A 19,063-nucleotide genomic window follows, 5' to 3' on the forward strand; every position below is an offset into this window, starting at 1 on the left:
CGCGGAGCGGTGCCACCGTGCCGGGTTGACGGCTACCGGATGAACATCGATCCACATCGCTGATGTGCAGTTAACATCGGGCTTCGGTGAGGGTCAATCCCTCGGAATTGTCAGCACCGCTTCAGGAGCGGTGAGCAGCCACGTTGATGACGTTGCCGTCCGGGGCGCGGACGAAGAACCTCCGCACGCCCCACGGCTCGGTCGTCAGCGGGTGCACAATCTCGTAGCCGAGCCGCTGTGCCTCGGCATAGGCGCCGTCCACGTCGTCCACCTGCACGCTGATCACCGAATCCTCGGGTGCGGTGGCGTCGCCGGAGACGAGCTGCACGGCCACGTCGGGGTCGGACGAGGTGTAGCGGGCCACCCAACCCAGGTTGAACGCCTCGGTGCTCAAACCGAGAAAGTCGGTGTAGAAGCCCTTCGCGGCGCTGACGTCAGCCACCGGAAGGTTGGGCAGAATGCGGACGACGCGCATGGAGACCTCCAGCTCAGGCGATCGATAGCTCCTGATTATCCCGACCCTCAGGCCCTGATCCGCTCGGCGACCCGTACCGCGACGGCCCTGAGCTGCTCGGCGGAGAGCGGTGGCTCCGGCTGCGCGGCGACTGCCCGCTCGTCGACCCCCACCATGTTGCTGACACTCGCGCTGAGCGCCCGGTTGCCCGGCAGTTGGATCGAGACGATGTGCTGCAGGCTCGCGGTCCGCTTCCCGGTCAGCGTCTCGGTCTTCATCCGGAGGCCCCCGGGGGTCGTCCCGGCCACGCAGACGCGGTGGTAGCGGTTGTCTCCCGCGCCCTCCGGCAGCTCGCACGGCCAGTGGAATCCGGCGGGCCCGTCGGGCGCCGAAGGATCGACGGGCTGGCCGGTCGGTCCCGGTTCGAGGACGTCGGGGTAGATCGACACTCCCAGCGGACCCTTCCGGCCCCGATACGACAGGCCGGATCCGCCGTCGACCATGTCGTCCCGGCCGTTGTGGGTGAACACGGGCGGCCGCCCGTCCGGCTGGCGTGCCTCGCCCACGTGGTTGGGGATCCAGAACCACGTCGACCCGGGCGCCACCGCACTCAGCGCGGCATCGAACTCCGCGCCGAGGCGCTTCGCGCTGGCCTCGGCGCTCTCGTCGGTGTCGAAGACCAGGCGGAAGCCGGTGCCCACGGCGGTGGGGGAGGGCGCGGCCAGCGACCGAGCCGGCTCCTGATCGTGTACGGCGATGCCGACGCCGACCGCCAGCGCCAGGACAGCGGCCAGCGGACCGCCGGCCAGCCGGGCACGGCTCGCGCGCCGCTCGCGCCGGACGATGCCCTCCACGTCCACCTGGGGAGGCGGAGGCGTCCCGATCAACTCATCGAACAACTGGTGACCCATCTGCTGCCTCTTCCTCAGGAGTGGCCGGTGACGACGGCGCGCAGGTTCGCCAGCCCGCGGGCCGACTGACTCTTGACGGTGCCGGTGGAGATGCCGAGGATCTGCGCGGTTTCCTCCACCGAGCAGTCCAGGTAAAAGCGGAGCACGAGCACTGCCCGCTGCTTCGGGCCGAGGGAACGCAGCAGCGCGGCGAGTCCTTCGCGGTCGGTGACCGTCTCCGGGGCCGCCGCGGCCACGTCCGGCAGCGTCGCGCTCGCCTGTTCCCGCCGCTTCCAGGGCCGGCGCCGCTCATCGAGCCAGGCGCGGGTCAGGACCCGCTGGGCGTACGCGTCCCGGTTGTCCGCCCGACCCGCCGTGCGCCAGTTCCGGTAGAGCTTCGCCACGGTCACCGACACGACGTCGTCGGCGGTGTGCCAGTCCTGGCAGAGCAGGAACGCGCTGCGTCGCCAGCGATCCATCCGGCGCGCGACGAAGTCGTGGAAGTCGGTCTCGTCGGCCCGCCTCACCGGGTTCTGTCCTCTCCGGCGACCATCACGGGTCTGTTCTCTGCGCTGACTCTCACGGCCGTACGACGCGGCCCTCCCGCCCGGGGGTTGCACGCCGGTCGGCTGTCATTGCCGCGGAGGATCTGGAGGCGGTCAGTCGGTGCGGATGCCGGCCAGGATCTGCATCGCCTGGCGTTCCCGGTCGGCGAGTTCGCTGAGGATCGCCGAGGCGTGGGTGAGATGGTCCGGGTCGCAGGTCTGTCCGGCTAGCGCGATGTGGTGGGAGACCTCGGTCCACATCGGGGCGATCTCGGCGTACATCTGGTGAGCCAGGCGGAGGTCGCCGTTGTCGACGATCGTGGCGCACTCGGCGAGGAAGTCGCGGTACATGGCGCGGAACAGGGCGCCGCCGGTTCCGCCGTGTTCCATCAGCGTCGCGGCGAGCGGCAGGTCGCGTGACGGGTCGCGGGAGCGGTCCAGCCACCGGGTGACCTGCCGGGCCGCCTTGGCGATGCCCCGGTGGCCGAGGTTGGCGATGGGCGGGTTGAGAAAGGTGTCGGCGTTGCTGCGGATGCTGGCCCGGATGGCGGTGCCCAGGTCCGGCTGGCCGGTCGGGCTGGCGACGGTGTAGGAGAGGTGGCGGGCGGTCATCGGACCGCGTTCGTTGCGGGCCTGCGCCAGGCTCGTCAGTGTGGTCGTCACCGCGCCGCCCTGCTGAGCCGTGTCGATCAGGTAGGCGTGGGTGTCGTCGTAGCCGTACATGGCCACGAAGTGGCCCCCGAAGTGGACCTTCGTGGTGAAGTAGTCCAGGTGGTAGGAGTCCAGTTGCAGGCCGACCGGGCGTCCGGCGGCGAGGGAGGCGGCGACGTTCCGCCACGCCTTGGCGGGTGATGCGGTCTCCTGGATCTGCAATGTCAGGCCCAGCCGGTCGGCCACGGTCCGGGTGATCGTGGTCGGCTTGGTACGGCCACCGAGGAACGGAAAGTCCATGCTCCTGGCATCCCAGTAGACGAAGCCCAGACCTTCGCCGAGGCCGAACAGCATGGGCTCGGACAGGTCCAGGCCCTCGTGGCGCAAAAGGGCACCGAGGGTGGTGGTCTCACAGTGCTGACCGGCGGGGAACGCGACATTCTCGATGATCATCCGGCTTCCTGATCTGGGTGTTCGGGCGGGCCGGCCAGACGGTCTGCCGACTAGACTGCCGGGCCTAGCAGGTAGTGGCGATGCCAGCGGGGGCGACGATGAGCACCGACGATCGGATCGTACGGGCCCGAGAAATCTATGAACGGGCGGTGTTCGGCGGCGACACCAGCGGGCTGATCGACGCCGAGCAGGGCCTGCACGCCGTCGAGGCTGATGCGGCGTTGGCGCGGGGGATGATTCTGCACGCCCGGTTTCAGGGCGCCCCCGCCGACGGTGACTCGTCGCCTACCGAGGATCCCTCCGAACTGCTTCTGTTCGAGCGCGCGCTCGAGCTGTACCGGGCACTGGGGGACCCGCGCGGCGAAGCCGAGGCGTTGTTCTGGATCGGTTGTCTGCACCAGTTCATCCGGCGTGACGACGAGACCGCGGTTCCGTACCTGGAGCGGTCCTGCCGACTGGCGGCGGAGACCGGCGACACGTCGACCCGGTCCGAGGCGCTACGCCACCTGGGCATCGCTGCGCACGCGGCTGGCCGGCTGGACGAGGCGCGCGAGCGGTTGGAGGAGTCGACCCGGCTGCGCCGGGAGGTCGGGGCGCTGCCGGGAGTGGCCTCTAACATGATCGGGCTGGCCTACATCGCCGCCGCCCAGGACCGTCGAGCGGACGCGCTCGCCACCCTCGACGAGGCGGACACCATCGCGCACACACATGGTGCGCACGCCATCAAACGGCACATCGAGCAGGCGAGAACGCAGATCTGAGCCTGCGGCCACGGGCAGGCGAGCGGCGATCAGGTGCCGGCCGGGGGTTGTGGAGGAGTCAGCTCAGCGTGGCCGCCTTGCGCAGCAGCACCGAGCGTTCGCGCTGGTTGGCGCAGAGGCGGGCGGCCAGCTCCAGCTCGGCGCGGGCTTCCGGAAGCCGGCCGAGGCGGGTCAGCAGCTCACCGCGTACGGTCGGCACGAGGTGTGAACCGGGGAGCCGGTTGGAGGCGATCAACTCGTCCACGATGGCCAGAGCCGGCGCCGGTCCGGAGGCCATGGCGACGGCGACGGCCCGGTTGAGGTCGACCACCGGCGAGGGTGCGACCCGGCCGAGCGCCCCGTAGAGCCGGGCGATCCGGGCCCAGTCGGTCTCCTCGACCGAGGGCGCCGACGCGTGGGTGGCCGCGATCGCGGCCTGTAGGCCATAGGGGCCGAGGCACTGCCGCGACGCCCTGGCCAGCGCGGCCAGCCCACGGCGGATCGCCGGGACGTCCCACAACCGGCGGTCCTGGTCCTCGAGGAGGATCGGGGCGCCGTCCGGATCGGTGCGGGCCGGGAAGCGCGCGGCCGTCAGCTCGCACAGGGCGAGCAGACCGTGCACCTCCGGCTCGTCCGGCTGGAGCGCGGCAAGCGTGCGGGCCAGCCGGATCGCCTCGTACGCCACGTCCGGGCGCAGCAGCCGGTCGCCCGACGTGGCCGTCGAGCCCTCCGTGAAGATCACGTAGAGGACGCTGAGCACACCGCCCAGCCGCTCCCGGCGCTCGCCGGCCGGTGGCAGCTCAAAGGGCACTCCGGCCGCCGCGATCGTCTTCTTGCCCCGGGTGATGCGGGCCTGCACGGTCGGCACGGGCACCAGGAACGCGCGGGCGATCTCCTCGCTGGACAGGCCGCCGACCACCCGCAGGGTCAGCGCCACCCGTGCCTCACGGGAGAGCACCGGATGGCAGCTGACGAACATCAACGCCAGCACGTCGTCGTCGATCCGGTCACTGTCGATCTCCTGGTCGGGTGTGGGATCGGCCGCCAACAGGGCGTACCGCTCCTGGAGGGCGACCCGGCGGCGGATCGCGTCGATCGCCCGCCGCCGGGCCGTGGCCATCAGCCACCCGGCCGGGTTGGCCGGAGAGGCACGCGGCCAGGACACCAGCGCCTCGGCCACCGCCTCCTGGGCGGCGTCCTCGGCCAGCCCGAAGTCACCTGTGAACCGGGTCAGCGCGGCGACGATCCGCGCCGACTCGATCCGCCAGACGGCCTCGACGTCCGCCGTACCCATCAGATCTGGCCGCTGCTCTCGCCGCCCTGCGGGACCTCGTCGGCCTCGGCCACCCGCCGGACCTCGATCTTGGACCCGCGGACCGCCGGGACCCGCCTGGCCCACTCGACCGCCTCCTGCTTCGTGGCGACATCGAGCAGGAAGTAGCCCCCGAACAACTCCCTGGTCTCGCCGTACGGGCCGTCGGTGACCACCGGTGCCTCGCCGCCGAAGTCGACCACGACGCCCTGGCGCGGATCGTCCAGCCCTTCGGCCGCGACGAGAACGTCCGCCTTCATCATGTCCTCGATGAACTGGCGGGTGGTGGCCATCATCTCGTCGAGGTTGGCCATCATGGCCGCGTTCGTCTCATCGGTGCCCCGCATGATCAACATGTACTTCGACATCGCGTTCTCCTCATCCGACGGGGCCGCCTCCCGGCCCCAGCATCCCCACGTCGAACGAGCGGCCGACGGATCGACACGGACCCGGAACATTCTCCCTCTGACCGAGGCAGTCAGGGTCAGTCGTCCTGCGGCGGCGCGGTCAGTTCGGCGTGCCGCACTGTGAAGTTGCCACGTGTCACAGTGGCGAACGCGGCCGGCGCGAGGCACGTACCGATTCGGGCCGGGCCCCATTGGCCCGCCTCGTCCTGGTCGAAGCTGGCTGACCAGGTGAAGCCGACCCGGTCGCCGTGGCGCCCGCCGTCCTGCACGCTGAAACCGACACGCTTGCCGACGAAGTCACTTGCCCCCTGGTCGGCGCGGGTGACGATGCCGGTCAGAGTCGCATGGCCAGGGCTGGTGATCATGCAGTCCACCGACGCCTCCCACCGTACGGTGATGTCGGTTGCGGACAGCCAGTGTGAGACTCGCACCGTGCCCGCCGCGTCCGCGGGGCTGCCGTGCCCCCCTCTCGGAATCGGGAGCGGGCGGCTGTACGGCGCCGACCGGGCGTCGAAGGTGAACGACTGCACGTCATCGTCCTGCCCGTACGGTAGGGCGAACTCCCCCGATCCGGTCACCCGCGCCGGTCGGTGCTCTGCCGCCCGGGCCGGCGTCGCCGCTGCAACGAGCATGGCCACTGCGGCCATGCTCCACCCGAGTGTTCTGCGCATCGTCGTCCTCCTCATCCGGCCGCTGCACCGCGGCCCTGCGATGCCTCCAGAGTCGGCGAGGTGGGAGTAGGAGTGATCCCCTCCGAGAGGGGAGTGGCTCCCTCGCACCTGGGACGCCGGGCCTCGATCGCCGGGAAGCACACCCGGCCGGCGACTATTGATTCAATAGGCAATCATCAATAGATTGAGGGTGGGCGCCGCCGGGGTCCGGGCACCGGGCCGTCGGCGACTGACAGGTCCACCTCGAGCCGGGCACTTCGGTCGTACGCACGACCGGCCGCTGTGGCGCACCGCCGCGCCGCATCCAGGGCACGTTGTCACGCCGCGTCCGTCCAGGACGCGCCGCCGTGCCGCCTCCGCTCAGCTCGATGGCAGAAGGACCCTTCATGACGATTTTCCGTGCCCGCCCGGCCGCGACCCTGGTGGTCGCCGCCGCGCTGGCCGCCGCCACGACCACCACCGGAGCGGCAGTGCTGACCGGCCCGGCCGCAGCCGCCCAGGGCTGCCGGGTCGACTACACGCCCAACCAGTGGCCCGGCGGATTCACCGCCACCGTCAAGGTCTCCCCGGGGGACGCGGCCGTCTCCAGTTGGACCGTCACCTGGACGTACGCCGGGGACGAGCGGGTCACCAGCGGCTGGAACGCCACGGTCAGCCAGTCCGGATCGACGGTGACCGCCCGCAACGCGTCGTACAACGGCAGCATCCCGGCCGGCGGCTCCACCGAGTTCGGGTTGCAGGGCACGTACGGCTCCAGTGGCGGCGTGCCGACCGGGTTCAGCCTGAACGGCGTGCCGTGCAACGGCGCCACCCCGCCGCCGACGACGCCTCCGCCCACCACCCCTCCGCCCACGACCCCTCCGCCCACCACGCCTCCGCCGACCACCGAGCCGCCGGTCGGGTGTGCCGGCGCGGTGCTCTGCGACGGCTTCGAGGGCCAGACCGGTTCGACGCCGTCCGGTGACTGGACAGTGGTGAGCCCGGACTGCTCCGGCGCCGGTACCGCCACCATCGACACGGCGACCACGCACAGCGGCAGCCGGTCGGTTCGGATCAACGGTGCCGCCGGATACTGCAACCACGTCTTCATCAAGGCCACGAAGAACCTCAGCAGCGTGGGCAGCGTCCGATACGGCCGGGTCTGGGTCCGGCACACCACCGCCCAACCCACCGAGCACACCACGATGATGGCGATGGCCGACGCTGCCGACGGCAACAAGGACCTGCGGTTGGGTGGCCAGAACGGCGCGTTGCAGTGGAACCGCGCTTCCGACGACGCGACCCTACCCGAGCAGAGCCCGGCCGGGGTCGCGCAGAGCCTGCCGCTACCCACCAACCGGTGGACGTGCGTCGAGTTCATGGTGGACGGCGCGGCCGGTCAGCTGCGTACCTGGGTGGACGGGACCGCAATCCCCGGGCTGACCGCGGACGGCGCACCGACGCACGACATCGACGGCCAGTGGTACAACCGCGCCTGGCGGCCGCAGCTCACCGACCTGAAGCTGGGCTGGGAGAGCTATGGCGGCGGAGCCGACACCCTCTGGTACGACGACGTCACGCTGGGGTCCAGCCGGATCGGCTGCTGACCCGTCGAGGTCGTGGTTGGGGGCCGTCAGCGGTGCCCCGCCGTGGGGATGAATGCGTCGAGGGTGTGACCCAGGTTCCGGGTCACACCCTCGACTGCGCCGGCGTCGGTCTGAGCGGGCGCCGGCCGGAACGCGGGCCGGCGTCCGCCGTCGGCTGATGCACCGCACCCCCGCCTGCCAGGCCGCGCAGGCGCTGTTGATATGTTCCCGCCCATGAAAACCGTTTTCATTAAGGCGGGCCTGTGCCTGGTGCTGGCCGTGGCTGGCTGCTCCGATCGGGGAGCCTCCGCACCGCCCGCGCAGGACCACCTGGCCACCCCCATCCACCTGACCAACTGCGGACTGCCGGTCAGCGTCTCCGCGCCACCCCAGCGAGCGATCGCACTGGAACAGAACGCCACCGAGATCATGCTCAGCCTCGGTCTCGCCGATCGGATGGTCGGCACCAGCTACCAGACCGACCCGGTGCTGCCCGAGCTGCGCCCGGCGTACGAGGAGGTGCCGGTGCTGGCCAAGCTCTACCCCTCACGAGAGGCGGTCCGGGCGGCGACCCCGGACTTCGTCTACTCGACCTACACCTCCGCGTACGCCCCGGACGCCGCTGGCTTGCGCGCTGACCTGGCCACGCTCGGCGTGCCGGCGTACCTCTCCGAGTTCGCCTGCGAGAAGCCGGCGGACGCGACCCAGACGGTCACCTTTGACGGGATCTTCGACGAGATCCGCGACATCGCCAGCGTCTTCGGCGTCCCGGAGCGGGCCGACAAGCTGATCCACGACCAGCAGAGTCGGTTGGACGCCGCCCGAGGTACGGCGCCAACGGCCGCGCCGAGCGCCGGCCCGTCACTCCTCTGGTACTACTCCGGAACGAGCACCCCGTACGTGGCCGGGCACGGCGGGGTACCGGACGCGATCAGCTCGCTGCTGGGCGCCCGCAACACGTTCACCGATGCCAGCCAGAAGTGGCCGGCCGGCAACTGGGAGGAGATCGCCAAACGCAACCCGGAGGTGATCGTGTTGGCCGATCTGACCCGGGGCGGCGACGGCGACAGCGCCCAATCGAAGATCGACTTCCTGCGCCGCAACCCGGTGACGTCGAAGCTGGACGCGGTGGTCGCCGGACGGTTCGTCACAGTGCCCGGCTCGTCGATGGACCCGTCGATCCGCAGCGTCCAGGCGGCGGAACTGGTCGGCGCCCACCTGCACGGGACCGCCCGATGACCCCGCTGGCCGGCGCCGAGGGCGCCGCACTGGACCAGTCGGCCGCCCGCCGCCTGCTCGAACTCTGGAACGACCAGCAGTCCGCCTACGTGGCCCATCGCGACCCGCGGTTCGACGCGATGGCCGACGTGCTGCGGCTGCACTGCCCGAACGACCTCACGATCCTCGATCTGGCCTGCGGTCCCGGCGCGATCAGCGACCGGATGCTGGCGCAGTTCCCCCGCGCCACCGCCGTCGCGGTCGACTACGACCCGATCCTGCTGGAAATCGCGCGGCGTGCCTTGGACCGGTACACCGCACGGGTCGAGGTCCACGACGTCGACCTGGTGGCCGACGGCTGGGAGGAGGCGCTGACCGGACGGCGGGTCGACGCCGTGCTCACCTCGACGGCACTGCACTGGCTCGCGCCGGAGGAACTGCTGCGGGTCTACACCACCGCGGCGCGGCTGCTGCCCCCCGGTGGTGTGCTGCTCAACGCCGACCACCTCCGCTACGACGAATCGGCGTCCACCCTGCGCGACATCGCCGGCCGGCACGACGCGCAGGTGCAGCACGAGACATTCGCCGCCGGGGCGCTCACCTACTCCGCCTGGTACGCCGAGGCGACCCGACACCCGGAACTGGCCGGCCTGGTTGCGCAGCGGGAACGGCGGTTCGCCGACCGACCGCCGCAGGCCCCAGCCTCACTGGCGTTCCACCTGGCTGCCCTTCGCACGGCCGGGTTCGCCGAGGTCGGCACCGTCTGGCAGTACCTGGACGACTACGTGGTGTTCGCCCGCCGATGAACCCGCGAGTCGCACGGTCCCCAGTCTCGGCGAGCGGCCGGCGGGACTCGCCGCCCCCTGCCGGCATCTCGAGAAACGGGCGGTACGTCCTTCCGATGGCCATGCTCCTGCTGCTGGTCACCATCGCGGCGGCGGTCAGCGTGGGTTCGGCCGATCTGCCGGTCGGCAGCGTTCTGCGCGCGGTGGCCAGCCATGTGGGCCTTCCGGTCCAGCCCCTGCCGGCGTTGCCGGACAGCATCGTGTGGGATCTCCGGTTGCCCCGGGTGCTGTTGGCCGCGTTGGTTGGTGCCGGTCTGGCGGTGTGCGGGGCGGTGCTCCAGGCGCTCACCCGTAACCCGCTGGCCGACCCGTTCCTGCTCGGTGTCTCGTCCGGCGCCTCCACCGGAGCGGTGGCGGTGCTGGTACTCGGCATTCGGATCGGCGCCGGCCCGGTCGACCTGACCACCGGCGCGTTCGTCGGCAGCATGGCCGCGTTCGGCGCGGTGCTGCTGCTGGCCGGCCGGAGGGCCGGCGAGCCGACCCGAATCGTTCTCGCCGGGGTGGCCGTCTCGCAGCTCTTCAGCGCGGTGACCAGCCTGATCGTGATCTCCGACGCGCACACCCAGGACACTCGTAGTGTGACGTTCTGGCTGCTCGGTTCGCTGACGGCGGCCTCCTGGCCGTCGGTGGCGCTGAGCGCCGTGGTCGTCGGCGTCGGCGTGCTGGTCTGCTGGGCCAGTGCGACGGCGCTGGACGCGTTCGCGTTCGGCACCGATACCGCCCGCTCGCTCGGCTTCTCTCCCGGGCGTACCCGGCTGCTGCTGTTCACCGTCACCGCTCTGGTGGCAGCCGCGCTGGTCGCGGCGAGCGGCGCCATCGGTTTCGTCGGGTTGACCGTGCCACACGCCGTACGGTTCCTGTTCGGCTCCCGGCACCGCACGTTGCTGCCCGCGTGCGCGGTGATCGGCGCGATCTTCCTGATCTGGGCGGACACCGTGGCGCGGACCGTCTTCTCGCCACAGGAGCTACCGGTGGGCGTGCTCACCGCGCTGCTCGGGGTGCCGGTGTTCGCGCTGGTCATGCGACGCCGGACGGGTACGCCGTGATCGCGCCGGGCACCGCCGACCGGGGAGTGGGCGGCAGTGGTCGGGCGACCGGCGGTGACCCGTACCCGGCGGGAGCGTCGCCGGCGCGGCTGCACGCGGACCGGATCGGGTGGGGCGTGCCCGGCGTACGGATCCTGGCCGGGGTGGCGCTCACCGCCGAACCGGGTGCCACGGTCGGGCTGCTCGGGCCCAACGGCTCCGGCAAGTCGAGCCTGCTGCGGCTACTGGCCGGGCTGGCCCGGCCCGATTCCGGGCGGGTGCTGCTCGACGACGTCGCGGTGGACGCGATACCCCGGCGTGCGCTGGCTCGACGGATCGCGGTGGTCACCCAACAGGTGGCCACCGACGTGGAGATGTCCGCGCTGGAGGTGGTTCTGCTGGGCCGGACTCCGTACCGGCCACGCCTCGCCGGGGTCGGCGCCGCGGATCTGGAGCTGGCGCGGCGCGCGCTCGCCGAGGCCGGCCTGGCCGGCTTCGAGCAGCGCCGCTGGTCCAGCCTCTCCGGTGGTGAGCGGCAGCGGGTAGACCTGGCCCGCGCGTTGGTGCAGGAACCGGATCTGCTGCTGCTCGACGAGCCGACCAACCATCTGGACATCCGGCATCAGCTGGAGTTGCTGCGGTTCCTCGCCGAGTCGGCCAGCACCGTCGTGGTGACCCTGCACGATCTCAATCTGGCCGCGCAGTACTGCGACCGGCTGGTGCTTCTGTACGGCGGGCGGGTGGTCGCGGCGGGTACGCCCGTCGAGGTTCTCACCACCAGCCGGATCGAGCAGGTCTACCAGGTGCGTACGGACGTCGACATCGCCGCTGACGGCCGGCCCCGGATCTGGTACCGCAGCCACGCGCCGTAGGCGCCGACGGAGCTGACGAAGCGCGGGCCGAGACACCGCGACACTCAGTCGCGTACTCCAGGCGGGAGGATGTCTAGCACTGTTTGGTCCGCGCGGTGGCAAGGGGCGGGAAGCGTATTGCCGCGTCCACCCTCGGCGGCGTGCGGTCGGGGACCGAAGAGAGGCGACAATGAACCGCACGTTGACCGACATCCTGGACGCGGCGGCGGATGGGCACTTCCCGCCACCGGACGGCGGGACCACAGTGGTGCCGCAGCCAAGCCGCCGCGACGCCGGAGTCATCGCCTTCACCGGACACTCGGTGGTGTTCACCGACGAGGACCCCCAGTGGGTACGTCATACGCTGGCCGCCCTCGACTGCGACTCCCTGGCGGCTACGATGAATCCGCGTTTCCTGGGTGCGTTGCTCGACCGCACCCGGGGCTCAATGGACAGGCAGCGGGCTTTCGACCGGTGGGTGCCGAAGCGCTTCTACTCCAGACGTGGGCGCCGCACCGGGCGAGCCGCACGTGCCACGTGGGCCGAACTGTGATCAGCAGGAGGTTTCCGAGATCACGCCCGGGGGCATCCCGGCGGATGAAGTCAGCCGCTCGTTACCCCTGATCGAGGAGAGCACCATGTCGGTCCAGGCATTTCTCTACGTTGTCGCCGTAATCCTCATCGTGCTCGCTGCTCTGCCGCTGCCGACGAGGGGTGTCTCGCTCGCGCTTCTGGGTGCCGCCTGCGCCCTGCTCGCCTACGCCTGGCCGGTGATCACCGACTGACCTTTCCGTGAGTCGTCGTTGGTGCGGTCGGTGGCAGGCAGCCAGAGCGTGATCTGGCTGCCGGCCACCGACCGCGATTCTGTTGCCTCATGGGACTGCTGCATCGCCGGCGGCGTGCTGCTGCGGCGCTGCCCACGAGCGGTTGCGGGCGGACACATCGACGCTTGCTGAGTTTCTTTCACAAGCGTAGGAAGGACACCACCCGTCGATCCGCCGTGCAGCGTCGAAGGAGATGCGTGTGACCACCTCCAGAGGGCTCCGTCTCACCGTGTCCGTGCTGGTGACGGCGGGCGCCGTCCTGCTCGGCACGGCGGCCCCCGCCGCGCCGCCACGGACTCCCGCGCCGGCCGGGCACCCGTCCTGCGACCCGATCGACCCGACCGCCTGCCTGCTGCCGTTTCCGAACGACTACTTCACGGTGCCGGACCGGAGCAGCCCCACCGGGAAGCGGGTGCGCTTCGCCGCCGCCGCGATGCCCGCGAACGTGCAGGGAACCCCGATCGACCCGACGGAGTGGAACCGGCAGGACGGGTTCAGTCCGGGCTCGCCGATCCTGGTGCGGGTACCCGGCCTCGACGCCGCGGCGAGCGGGATCGCGCCGGTCACCGACATCGGCCGTTCGCTGGCGCCGAACGCGCCGATCGTTCTGCTCAACACCCGGACGGGGGAGCGCACGCCGTACTGGGCCGAGCTGGACGCGCACGCCACCGGGCAGCCCGACCGGCAGTTGCTGATCATCCGGCCGGCGGTGGCGCTGGCCGAGGGCACCCGCTACGTGGTCGGGCTGCGCGGTCTGCGCGACGGCGACGGGGCGTCGATCCGGGCGCCGAAGGCGTTCACGTCGTATGTGACCGGTGCCGGCGTTCACCAGCGGGACGCCCGGGCGCCGCAGCTGAGGCGGATCCTCACCGAGCTGACCCGGGTCGGCGTCCAGCGGCGCAGCCTTTACCTGGCCTGGGACTTCACAGTGGCCAGCCGGCACGGGCTGACCGGTCGGATGTTGGCGGTCCGGGACGACGCGTTCGCCGGCCTGGGCCGGGCCGCGCCGCCGGTCACCGTCACCCAGGTGACCGACTATTCGCCGGAGCAGGATCCGCTGATCGCCCGGCAGGTGACCGGCGCCATCGGCGTACCGTCCTATCTGACCGGCGACGGCGGGCCCGGCTCCCGGCTGCACTACGGGCCGGCCGGTGGCGCTGGGACGCCGCCCACGCTGAACGCCCTGCCCACGCCGTCCGGGGCGACGGTGGCGGCGGACTTCGTCTGCAACATTCCGCGCAGCGCCTCGGCCGCGCGGCCGGCGCACCTCTCGCTCTACGGCCACGGCCTGCTCGGCCGACCGACCGAGATCAACGCCGGCAACGTCAAGACGATGTCGAACACCCACAACTTCACGTTCTGCGCGACCAGCTGGATCGGCATGGCCGCCGCCGACGTGCCCTACGTGGCCGGCGCCTTCACCGACCTCAGCGCCTTTCCCGCCGTGGCGGACCGGTTGCAGCAGAGCTTCCTGAACTTCCTCTTCCTGGGGCGCGCGATGATCCACCCGGCCGGCTTCGCCGCCCACCCGGCGTTCCGGGACGCCACCGCCCGGCCGCTGATCGACCGCCGTGGCGGACTGCACTACGACGGCAACAGTCAGGGCGGCATCAACGGAGGCGCGCTCACCGCCATCGCCCAGGACTGGACCCGGTCGGTGCTCGGCGTACCGGCGATGAACTACTCCACGCTGCTGCAACGCAGCGTGGACTTCGCACCGTTCCAAACCGTGCTGGACAGCTACTACCCGGACAAGGTCGACCAACAGTTGATCCTCGCGCTGCTGCAGATGTTGTGGGACCGGTCCGAGGCCAACGGGTACGCCCAGCACATGACCGGCCAGCCACTACCGCGCACCCCGGCGCACCAGGTGCTGATGCACGTGGCCTTCGGCGACCAGCAGGTCTCGCCCGCTGCGGCGGAGGTGCAGGCGCGCACCATCGGCGCGCGCCTGCACACCCCCGCGCTCGCCGCCGGCTGGTCACTGGACGTGCGGCCGTACTGGGGCATCACGCCGATCCGCCGTTACCCGTACACCGGCTCGGCGATCGTGATCTGGAACAGCGGCGCGGCCCACGCGCCACCGCCGACCAACCTCGCCCCGGCCGGGCCGGAGTTCGGCGACGATCCGCACGAGTTCCCCCGCGCCCAGGCCGGGGCCCAGAAACAGAAGGCCGTCTTCCTGCTCACCGGCAAGGTCGTCGACGTCTGCGGGCGGACACCCTGCCCATGACGCCGGATCCGCCATCCCGGCGGGCCGGGGCGCGCTACCGAAATGCAGGCTAGTGCGCCGCCCTTCAGGCGGTGGTGAAAGCCCGCGCGGAGGGTCGCCAAGGCCCGAGCGTGCCCCGGAATGTCTCCCGGATCGGCCGTGAACCAATGGCAGACTGTGGTGGTGTTGCTTCGGTTCAACTACCGCGTCTATCCGACGTCGGGCCAGCAGGAAGCGTTGGCGCGGGCGTTCGGGTGTGCGCGGGTGGTGTTCAATGATGGGCTGCGCGTACGTCAGCAGGCGCGGGAGGCTGGCCTGGCGTATGTGACGGACGCGGAACTGTCCCGGCGGGTCACGGCGGCCAAGCTCACCCCGGAGCGTGCGTGGCTGGGTGAGGTGTCGTCGGTGGTGTTGCAGCAGGCCCTCGCGGACCTGAACACCGCGTACCGCAACTTCTTCACCTCAGTTTCCGGCAGGCGTAAGGGCCGCAAGGTGGCTGCGCCTCGGTTCCGGTCGCGTAAGGACAACCGGCAGGCCATCCGGTTCACGGCCAACGCCCGGTTCAAGGTGCTGGACAACGGACGGCTCAGGCTGCCGAAGATCGGCGACGTGCAGGTGCGCTGGTCGCGGACGCTGCCCGCCATGCCGACGTCGGTGACGGTGATCCGGGACGCGGCGGGTCGGTACTTTGCGTCGTTTGTCGTGCAGAGCACGGACGAGCCGCTGCCGTCGGCCGCGTCCGAGGTGGGTATCGACCTGGGCCTGACGCACTTCGCGGTCATGTCCGACGGCACCAAGGTCACCGCGCCGAAGTTCCTGCATCGCGCGGCACGCAAACTGAAGCGGTTGCAGCAGGACCTGTCCCACAAGACCAAGGGCAGCAACCGGCGTAAGAAGACGGTGGTGAAGATCGCCCGCGCCCATGCGCGGGTGGCCGACACCCGGCGAGACTGGCAGCACAAGCTGTCCACGGCAATCATCCGCGACAACCAAGCGGTGTACGTCGAGGACCTGTGCGTGACCGGGCTCGGCCGCACGCGGTTGGCGAAGTCGGTGCACGACGCCGGATGGGCGCAGTTCACCGCCATGCTGGAGTACAAGGCAGCCCGGTACGGGCGCACCTTCGCTCGGGTGGACCGGTTCTTCCCGTCCACCCGGATGTGCTCGGACTGCGGCCGCGTCACCGACAAGATGACGCTCAATGTTCGTACGTGGGTCTGCCCGTGCGGCAGTCACCACGACCGGGACGTGAACGCCGCCAGGAACATCAGGGCCGCCGGACGGGCGGACCTCAACGACCGTCGAGCGCAGATAAGACCGGCACCCGTGCCGGCACCGCGCAGCGAAGCGGTAACCCACCGGAAGCTTGCCCCTTCAGAGGCGTAGCAGACCGGAATCTCCGCCCTCCAAGGCGCAGAGGACGTCAATACTACAACAGCGGCAACGATCGGTCTCGGACTTCACCGACTCACCCGCGCCGCCCGCCGCAGCTCTGCGGCGGGCGGCGCGCTCGTGGGTACGGCACTGGCTACGCCGGCGGCTCGACCGCCTCGACGAGCACCTCGAGCACATGCCGGTACGCCCGGCCGGTGGCCCGGCTCATGCCCATCTCGCAGGTGCGGTTGCAGGAGGCGTATGCGTCGTGGTCGCGCTCGTTGATCTCGGCGGCCTGCGCCGCGGTGGCGCCGGCCGTGACCTCGGGGTGCAGTAGCCCCCGGTCACCGGCGAAGGCGCAGCACCCCCAGCTGTCCGGCACGGTGACGGTGTCGGCGACCGCCCCGGCCACCGCGCGCAGGTCGTCGATGCCGCCCAGGTGCACTGTGGAGCAGGTGGGGTGCAGGGCCAGTGAGCCCAGTCGCCGGGGCTGCGGCAGCGCCGGCAGGAGGTGCTCGGCGGTGAAGGTCACGCTGTCGACGAAGCGCAGCGCGCCGTACCGGGCCTGGTCCTCCTCGGCCAGCGCGGCAGTCAGCTGCGTCAGCCCGTGCGTGCAGGATGACGCGTCGCACACGACGGGCAGGCGACCCTCGTCGCTGGCCACCCAGAGCGCGGTCAGGGTCCGCTCGGCCATCTCGCGGTGGCCGGCGGGGTAGCCCTTGGACTGCCACGGGGTTCCGCAGCACAGACCGGCCGTGCCGGTCGGTACGACGAGCGGCACCCCCGCCAGTTCGCAGAGGCGAAGGAACGCTGCCGCCGAACCGCCGGACGAGCTGTCCTCCGGTGCGAAGAGGCTGCCGACGCAGGCCGCGAAGAACACCGCCTGGGCGTCCGGCGCGCTGCGGGGGTTGGGCCGGGGCGCACCGGCGCGCGGCATGTCGTCGCTCCACAGCGGCACGAGTTCGCTGGCGCCGAGCCCACGGATCACCCCGGTGGCGGCGCGGGTCACCGGCGTCGGTACGGCGTGCGCGGCGGTCAGTCCCACCCGGACGCCCGCGACGGCGGCCTGCCAGTGCCGTGCGGCGGTGCGGGCGGTGCGCTGGGCGCGCGGGGTGTGCCGCTCGGCGCGCAGCCGCTTCATCGCCGCACCGGTGTCGATGCCGACCGGGCAGGCGGTGACGCAGAGGCTGTCCGCGGCGCAGCTGTCCACCGCGGCGTACTCGTAGTCGGCGGTCAGCTCCCGGCGGCGCTCCTCGTCGCCGGCGGCGGTGGCGAGGGCGATCTGCCGTTGCAGAACGATGCGCTGCCGGGGCGTGGTGGTGACGTCGGCGGTGGGGCAGACCGGCTCGCAGTAGCCGCACTCGACGCAGGCGTCCAGCTCGGGGTCGACAGTCGGGACGGCCTTGAGCTGCCGCAGGTGCACTGTCGGGTCGTCGTTGAGCAGCACACCGGGGTTGAGCAGTCCGCTCGGGTCGCACAACCGCTTGAGTTCGCGCATCACGTCGTACAGCTCGTCGCCGTACTGCCGGCGGACGAAGGGCGCCATGGCCCGGCCGGTGCCGTGCTCCGCCTTGAGGGTTCCCCCCTCGGCCAGCACGAGGTCGACCATGTCGTCGGTGAACCGGGCGTAGCGGTCGATCTCGGCCGGGGTGTCGAAGGACTGGGTGAGCATGAAGTGCAGGTTGCCGTCGCGGGCGTGCCCGAAGATCACCGCGTCCGGGTAGCCGTGCCTGTCGAACAGGCGGATCAGCCCGTCGCAGGTGCCGGTCAGGCGCGGCATCGGCACCGCGACGTCCTCCAGCAGGGCCGTGGTGCCGGGCGGGCGGGCCCCGGCGACGGCGGTGTAGAGGCCCTTGCGCAGGTGCCAGAGGTTGGCCCGCTCGCGTGGGTCGCGGGTCAACTCGGTGCCGGTGACGGCCGGCAGTCGGTCGAGCACGGGCCGGGCGTCGGCCAGCGTCGCGGCCAGCCGCTCCGCGCTGTCCTCGGCGAACTCCACAAGCAGCGCGGCGTGGCCGGCGACCGTCAACCCGCGCAGGGCCGGGCTCGCACCCGCGTCGCGCTGACTGACCCGCAGCGCGGCCGCGTCGAGCAGTTCGGCGGTACGGGCGCCGGCGGCGAGCAGGGCCGGCAGCGCGTCGGTGGCGTCGGTGAGACCGGGCAGGATCAGCAGGCCGGTGGCGGCGTGGTCGTGGATCTCGACGGTACGGAAGACGGCCTCGGCCACGAAGCCGAGCGTGCCCTCGCTGCCGATCATCAGGTGGGCGAGCATCTCGACCGGGCTGGTGTGGTCGAGCAGCGAGTTCAGCCCGTACCCCATGGTGTTCTTCATCGCGAACAGCCGCTCGATGGTGGCGCGCGACCCCGGCGCCGATCGCACCCGGTCGCGCAGTCGCAGCAGCCCGGCGTGCAGCTCGGGCTCGTCGACCCGTAGCCGGTCGTCGGCGTCGCGGGCGCCGGAGTCGACGACGGTGCCGGACGGGAGCACGAAGCGCAGCGACTCCATGGTGCGGTACGCGTTGTCGGTGGTGCCGCAGGTCATCCCGCTGGAATTGTTGGCCACCATGCCGCCGACCGTGCACGCGGCCTCGCTGGCCGGGTCCGGGCCGAGCCGGCGCCGGTAGCGGGCCAGCCGGGCGTTGGCCTGCCGGATCGTCAGGCCCGGCTGGAGGCGGATGCGGCGGCCGTCGTCGAGGACCTCGGCGTGCCGCCAGTCGGTGCGGACGTCGACAAGCACGCCCGCGCCACCGGCCTGCCCGGCGAGGCTGGTGCCGCCGCCGCGCAGGGTCAGCGGCACGCCGGCCTCCCGGGCGCCGGCCATCAGCGCCCCCACCTCGGCGGCCGAGGCGGCGCGAACCACTGCCTGCGGCTCGAACAGGTACGGCGAGGCGTCGTGTGCCGCCGCGAGCCTCCGGGGCAGCTCGGCGCTGGCCCGGCTCGGATCATCCAGGCGCGAGCGCAGCAACTCGGCGACCGCGCGGGCGCGAGCGCCGGCCGCGGTTGGTGTGGGTACCACGGTGCTCATGGGC

General features: G+C 71.6%; 17 protein-coding genes and 1 pseudogene. 10 read left to right on the top strand and 8 right to left on the bottom strand.

Annotation, left to right across the window (positions count from 1 at the left end; translation table 11 throughout):
- Window positions 1–121: 121 nt before the first annotated feature.
- The 4 genes from OH804_RS07330 to OH804_RS07345 all read right to left on the bottom strand — a co-directional run bounded on the left by OH804_RS07330 (window position 122) and on the right by OH804_RS07345 (window position 2,993).
- Window positions 122–475 (bottom strand): VOC family protein, encoded by a 354-nt coding sequence (locus OH804_RS07330; protein ID WP_406063750.1) that lies wholly within the window; start codon window positions 473–475, stop codon window positions 122–124.
- A 47-nt stretch (window positions 476–522) separates the two neighbouring features.
- The gene (locus OH804_RS07335) at window positions 523–1,365 is read right to left on the bottom strand and encodes a hypothetical protein (protein ID WP_196923842.1); all 843 of its coding nucleotides are present in this window, start codon (window positions 1,363–1,365) and stop codon (window positions 523–525) included.
- A 14-nt stretch (window positions 1,366–1,379) separates the two neighbouring features.
- The gene (locus OH804_RS07340; RefSeq protein ID WP_307788752.1) at window positions 1,380–1,871 is read right to left on the bottom strand and encodes a sigma-70 family RNA polymerase sigma factor; all 492 of its coding nucleotides are present in this window, start codon (window positions 1,869–1,871) and stop codon (window positions 1,380–1,382) included.
- Between the two features lie 132 nt (window positions 1,872–2,003).
- Window positions 2,004–2,993, bottom strand: coding sequence for a BtrH N-terminal domain-containing protein (locus OH804_RS07345; RefSeq protein WP_406063752.1), 990 nt, complete (start codon window positions 2,991–2,993; stop codon window positions 2,004–2,006).
- 98 nt (window positions 2,994–3,091) lie between these two features.
- Here OH804_RS07345 and OH804_RS07350 point away from each other — a divergent pair, with 98 nt between their 5' ends.
- A complete protein-coding gene (locus tag OH804_RS07350) occupies window positions 3,092–3,754 on the top strand; it encodes a tol-pal system YbgF family protein (RefSeq protein ID WP_196923840.1) in 663 nt (220 codons plus the stop codon).
- Between the two features lie 58 nt (window positions 3,755–3,812).
- On the opposite strand, the gene OH804_RS07355 is transcribed toward OH804_RS07350, so the two are convergent.
- The 3 genes from OH804_RS07355 to OH804_RS07365 form a co-directional block, all read right to left on the bottom strand.
- On the bottom strand, window positions 3,813–5,027 hold the full coding sequence (locus OH804_RS07355; RefSeq protein WP_406063755.1) for an RNA polymerase sigma factor: 1,215 nt from the start codon (window positions 5,025–5,027) through the stop codon (window positions 3,813–3,815).
- Window positions 5,027–5,413, bottom strand: a complete 387-nt coding sequence (locus OH804_RS07360) for a YciI family protein (RefSeq protein ID WP_196923838.1) — start codon at window positions 5,411–5,413, stop codon at window positions 5,027–5,029. Before OH804_RS07360 ends, OH804_RS07355 begins: the two co-directional genes overlap by 1 nt.
- Window positions 5,414–5,529: 116 nt before the next feature.
- Window positions 5,530–6,123: a hypothetical protein gene (locus OH804_RS07365; protein WP_406063757.1), complete on the bottom strand. Its 594-nt coding sequence runs from the start codon at window positions 6,121–6,123 to the stop codon at window positions 5,530–5,532.
- A 386-nt stretch (window positions 6,124–6,509) separates the two neighbouring features.
- On the opposite strand from OH804_RS07365, the gene OH804_RS07370 reads away from it, so the two are divergent.
- The 9 genes and pseudogenes from OH804_RS07370 to OH804_RS07410 all read left to right on the top strand — a co-directional run bounded on the left by OH804_RS07370 (window position 6,510) and on the right by OH804_RS07410 (window position 16,049).
- Complete coding sequence (locus OH804_RS07370; RefSeq protein WP_406063759.1) at window positions 6,510–7,709, top strand: cellulose-binding domain-containing protein; 1,200 nt, start codon at window positions 6,510–6,512, stop codon at window positions 7,707–7,709.
- Window positions 7,710–7,922: 213 nt separating this feature from the next.
- Window positions 7,923–8,927: an ABC transporter substrate-binding protein gene (locus OH804_RS07375; RefSeq protein WP_196923835.1), complete on the top strand. Its 1,005-nt coding sequence runs from the start codon at window positions 7,923–7,925 to the stop codon at window positions 8,925–8,927.
- Window positions 8,924–9,712, top strand: coding sequence for a class I SAM-dependent methyltransferase (locus tag OH804_RS07380; protein WP_406063761.1), 789 nt, complete (start codon window positions 8,924–8,926; stop codon window positions 9,710–9,712). Before OH804_RS07375 ends, OH804_RS07380 begins: the two co-directional genes overlap by 4 nt.
- Window positions 9,713–9,807: 95 nt before the next feature.
- On the top strand, window positions 9,808–10,797 hold the full coding sequence (locus tag OH804_RS07385; protein ID WP_406063762.1) for a FecCD family ABC transporter permease: 990 nt from the start codon (window positions 9,808–9,810) through the stop codon (window positions 10,795–10,797).
- On the top strand, window positions 10,794–11,648 hold the full coding sequence (locus tag OH804_RS07390; protein ID WP_406063764.1) for an ABC transporter ATP-binding protein: 855 nt from the start codon (window positions 10,794–10,796) through the stop codon (window positions 11,646–11,648). Before OH804_RS07385 ends, OH804_RS07390 begins: the two co-directional genes overlap by 4 nt.
- A gap of 169 nt (window positions 11,649–11,817) precedes the next feature.
- Window positions 11,818–12,081 (top strand): annotated as a pseudogene (locus OH804_RS07395) (GNAT family N-acetyltransferase); the annotation flags it as partial.
- Window positions 12,082–12,265: 184 nt separating this feature from the next.
- The gene (locus OH804_RS07400) at window positions 12,266–12,412 is read left to right on the top strand and encodes a hypothetical protein (RefSeq protein ID WP_167337290.1); all 147 of its coding nucleotides are present in this window, start codon (window positions 12,266–12,268) and stop codon (window positions 12,410–12,412) included.
- A gap of 232 nt (window positions 12,413–12,644) precedes the next feature.
- On the top strand, window positions 12,645–14,684 hold the full coding sequence (locus tag OH804_RS07405; protein WP_406063767.1) for a hypothetical protein: 2,040 nt from the start codon (window positions 12,645–12,647) through the stop codon (window positions 14,682–14,684).
- A 138-nt stretch (window positions 14,685–14,822) separates the two neighbouring features.
- Window positions 14,823–16,049 carry an RNA-guided endonuclease InsQ/TnpB family protein gene (locus tag OH804_RS07410; RefSeq protein WP_406063769.1) on the top strand — a complete coding sequence of 409 codons (1,227 nt, stop codon included), beginning with the start codon at window positions 14,823–14,825 and terminating at the stop codon, window positions 16,047–16,049.
- A 142-nt stretch (window positions 16,050–16,191) separates the two neighbouring features.
- On the opposite strand, the gene OH804_RS07415 is transcribed toward OH804_RS07410, so the two are convergent.
- Window positions 16,192–19,059, bottom strand: a complete 2,868-nt coding sequence (locus OH804_RS07415; protein WP_406063771.1) for an FAD-binding and (Fe-S)-binding domain-containing protein — start codon at window positions 19,057–19,059, stop codon at window positions 16,192–16,194.
- Window positions 19,060–19,063: the final 4 nt, after the last annotated feature.

The organism is Micromonospora sp. NBC_00860, assembly GCF_045207375.1.
Taxonomy (GTDB): domain Bacteria; phylum Actinomycetota; class Actinomycetes; order Mycobacteriales; family Micromonosporaceae; genus Micromonospora; species Micromonospora vinacea.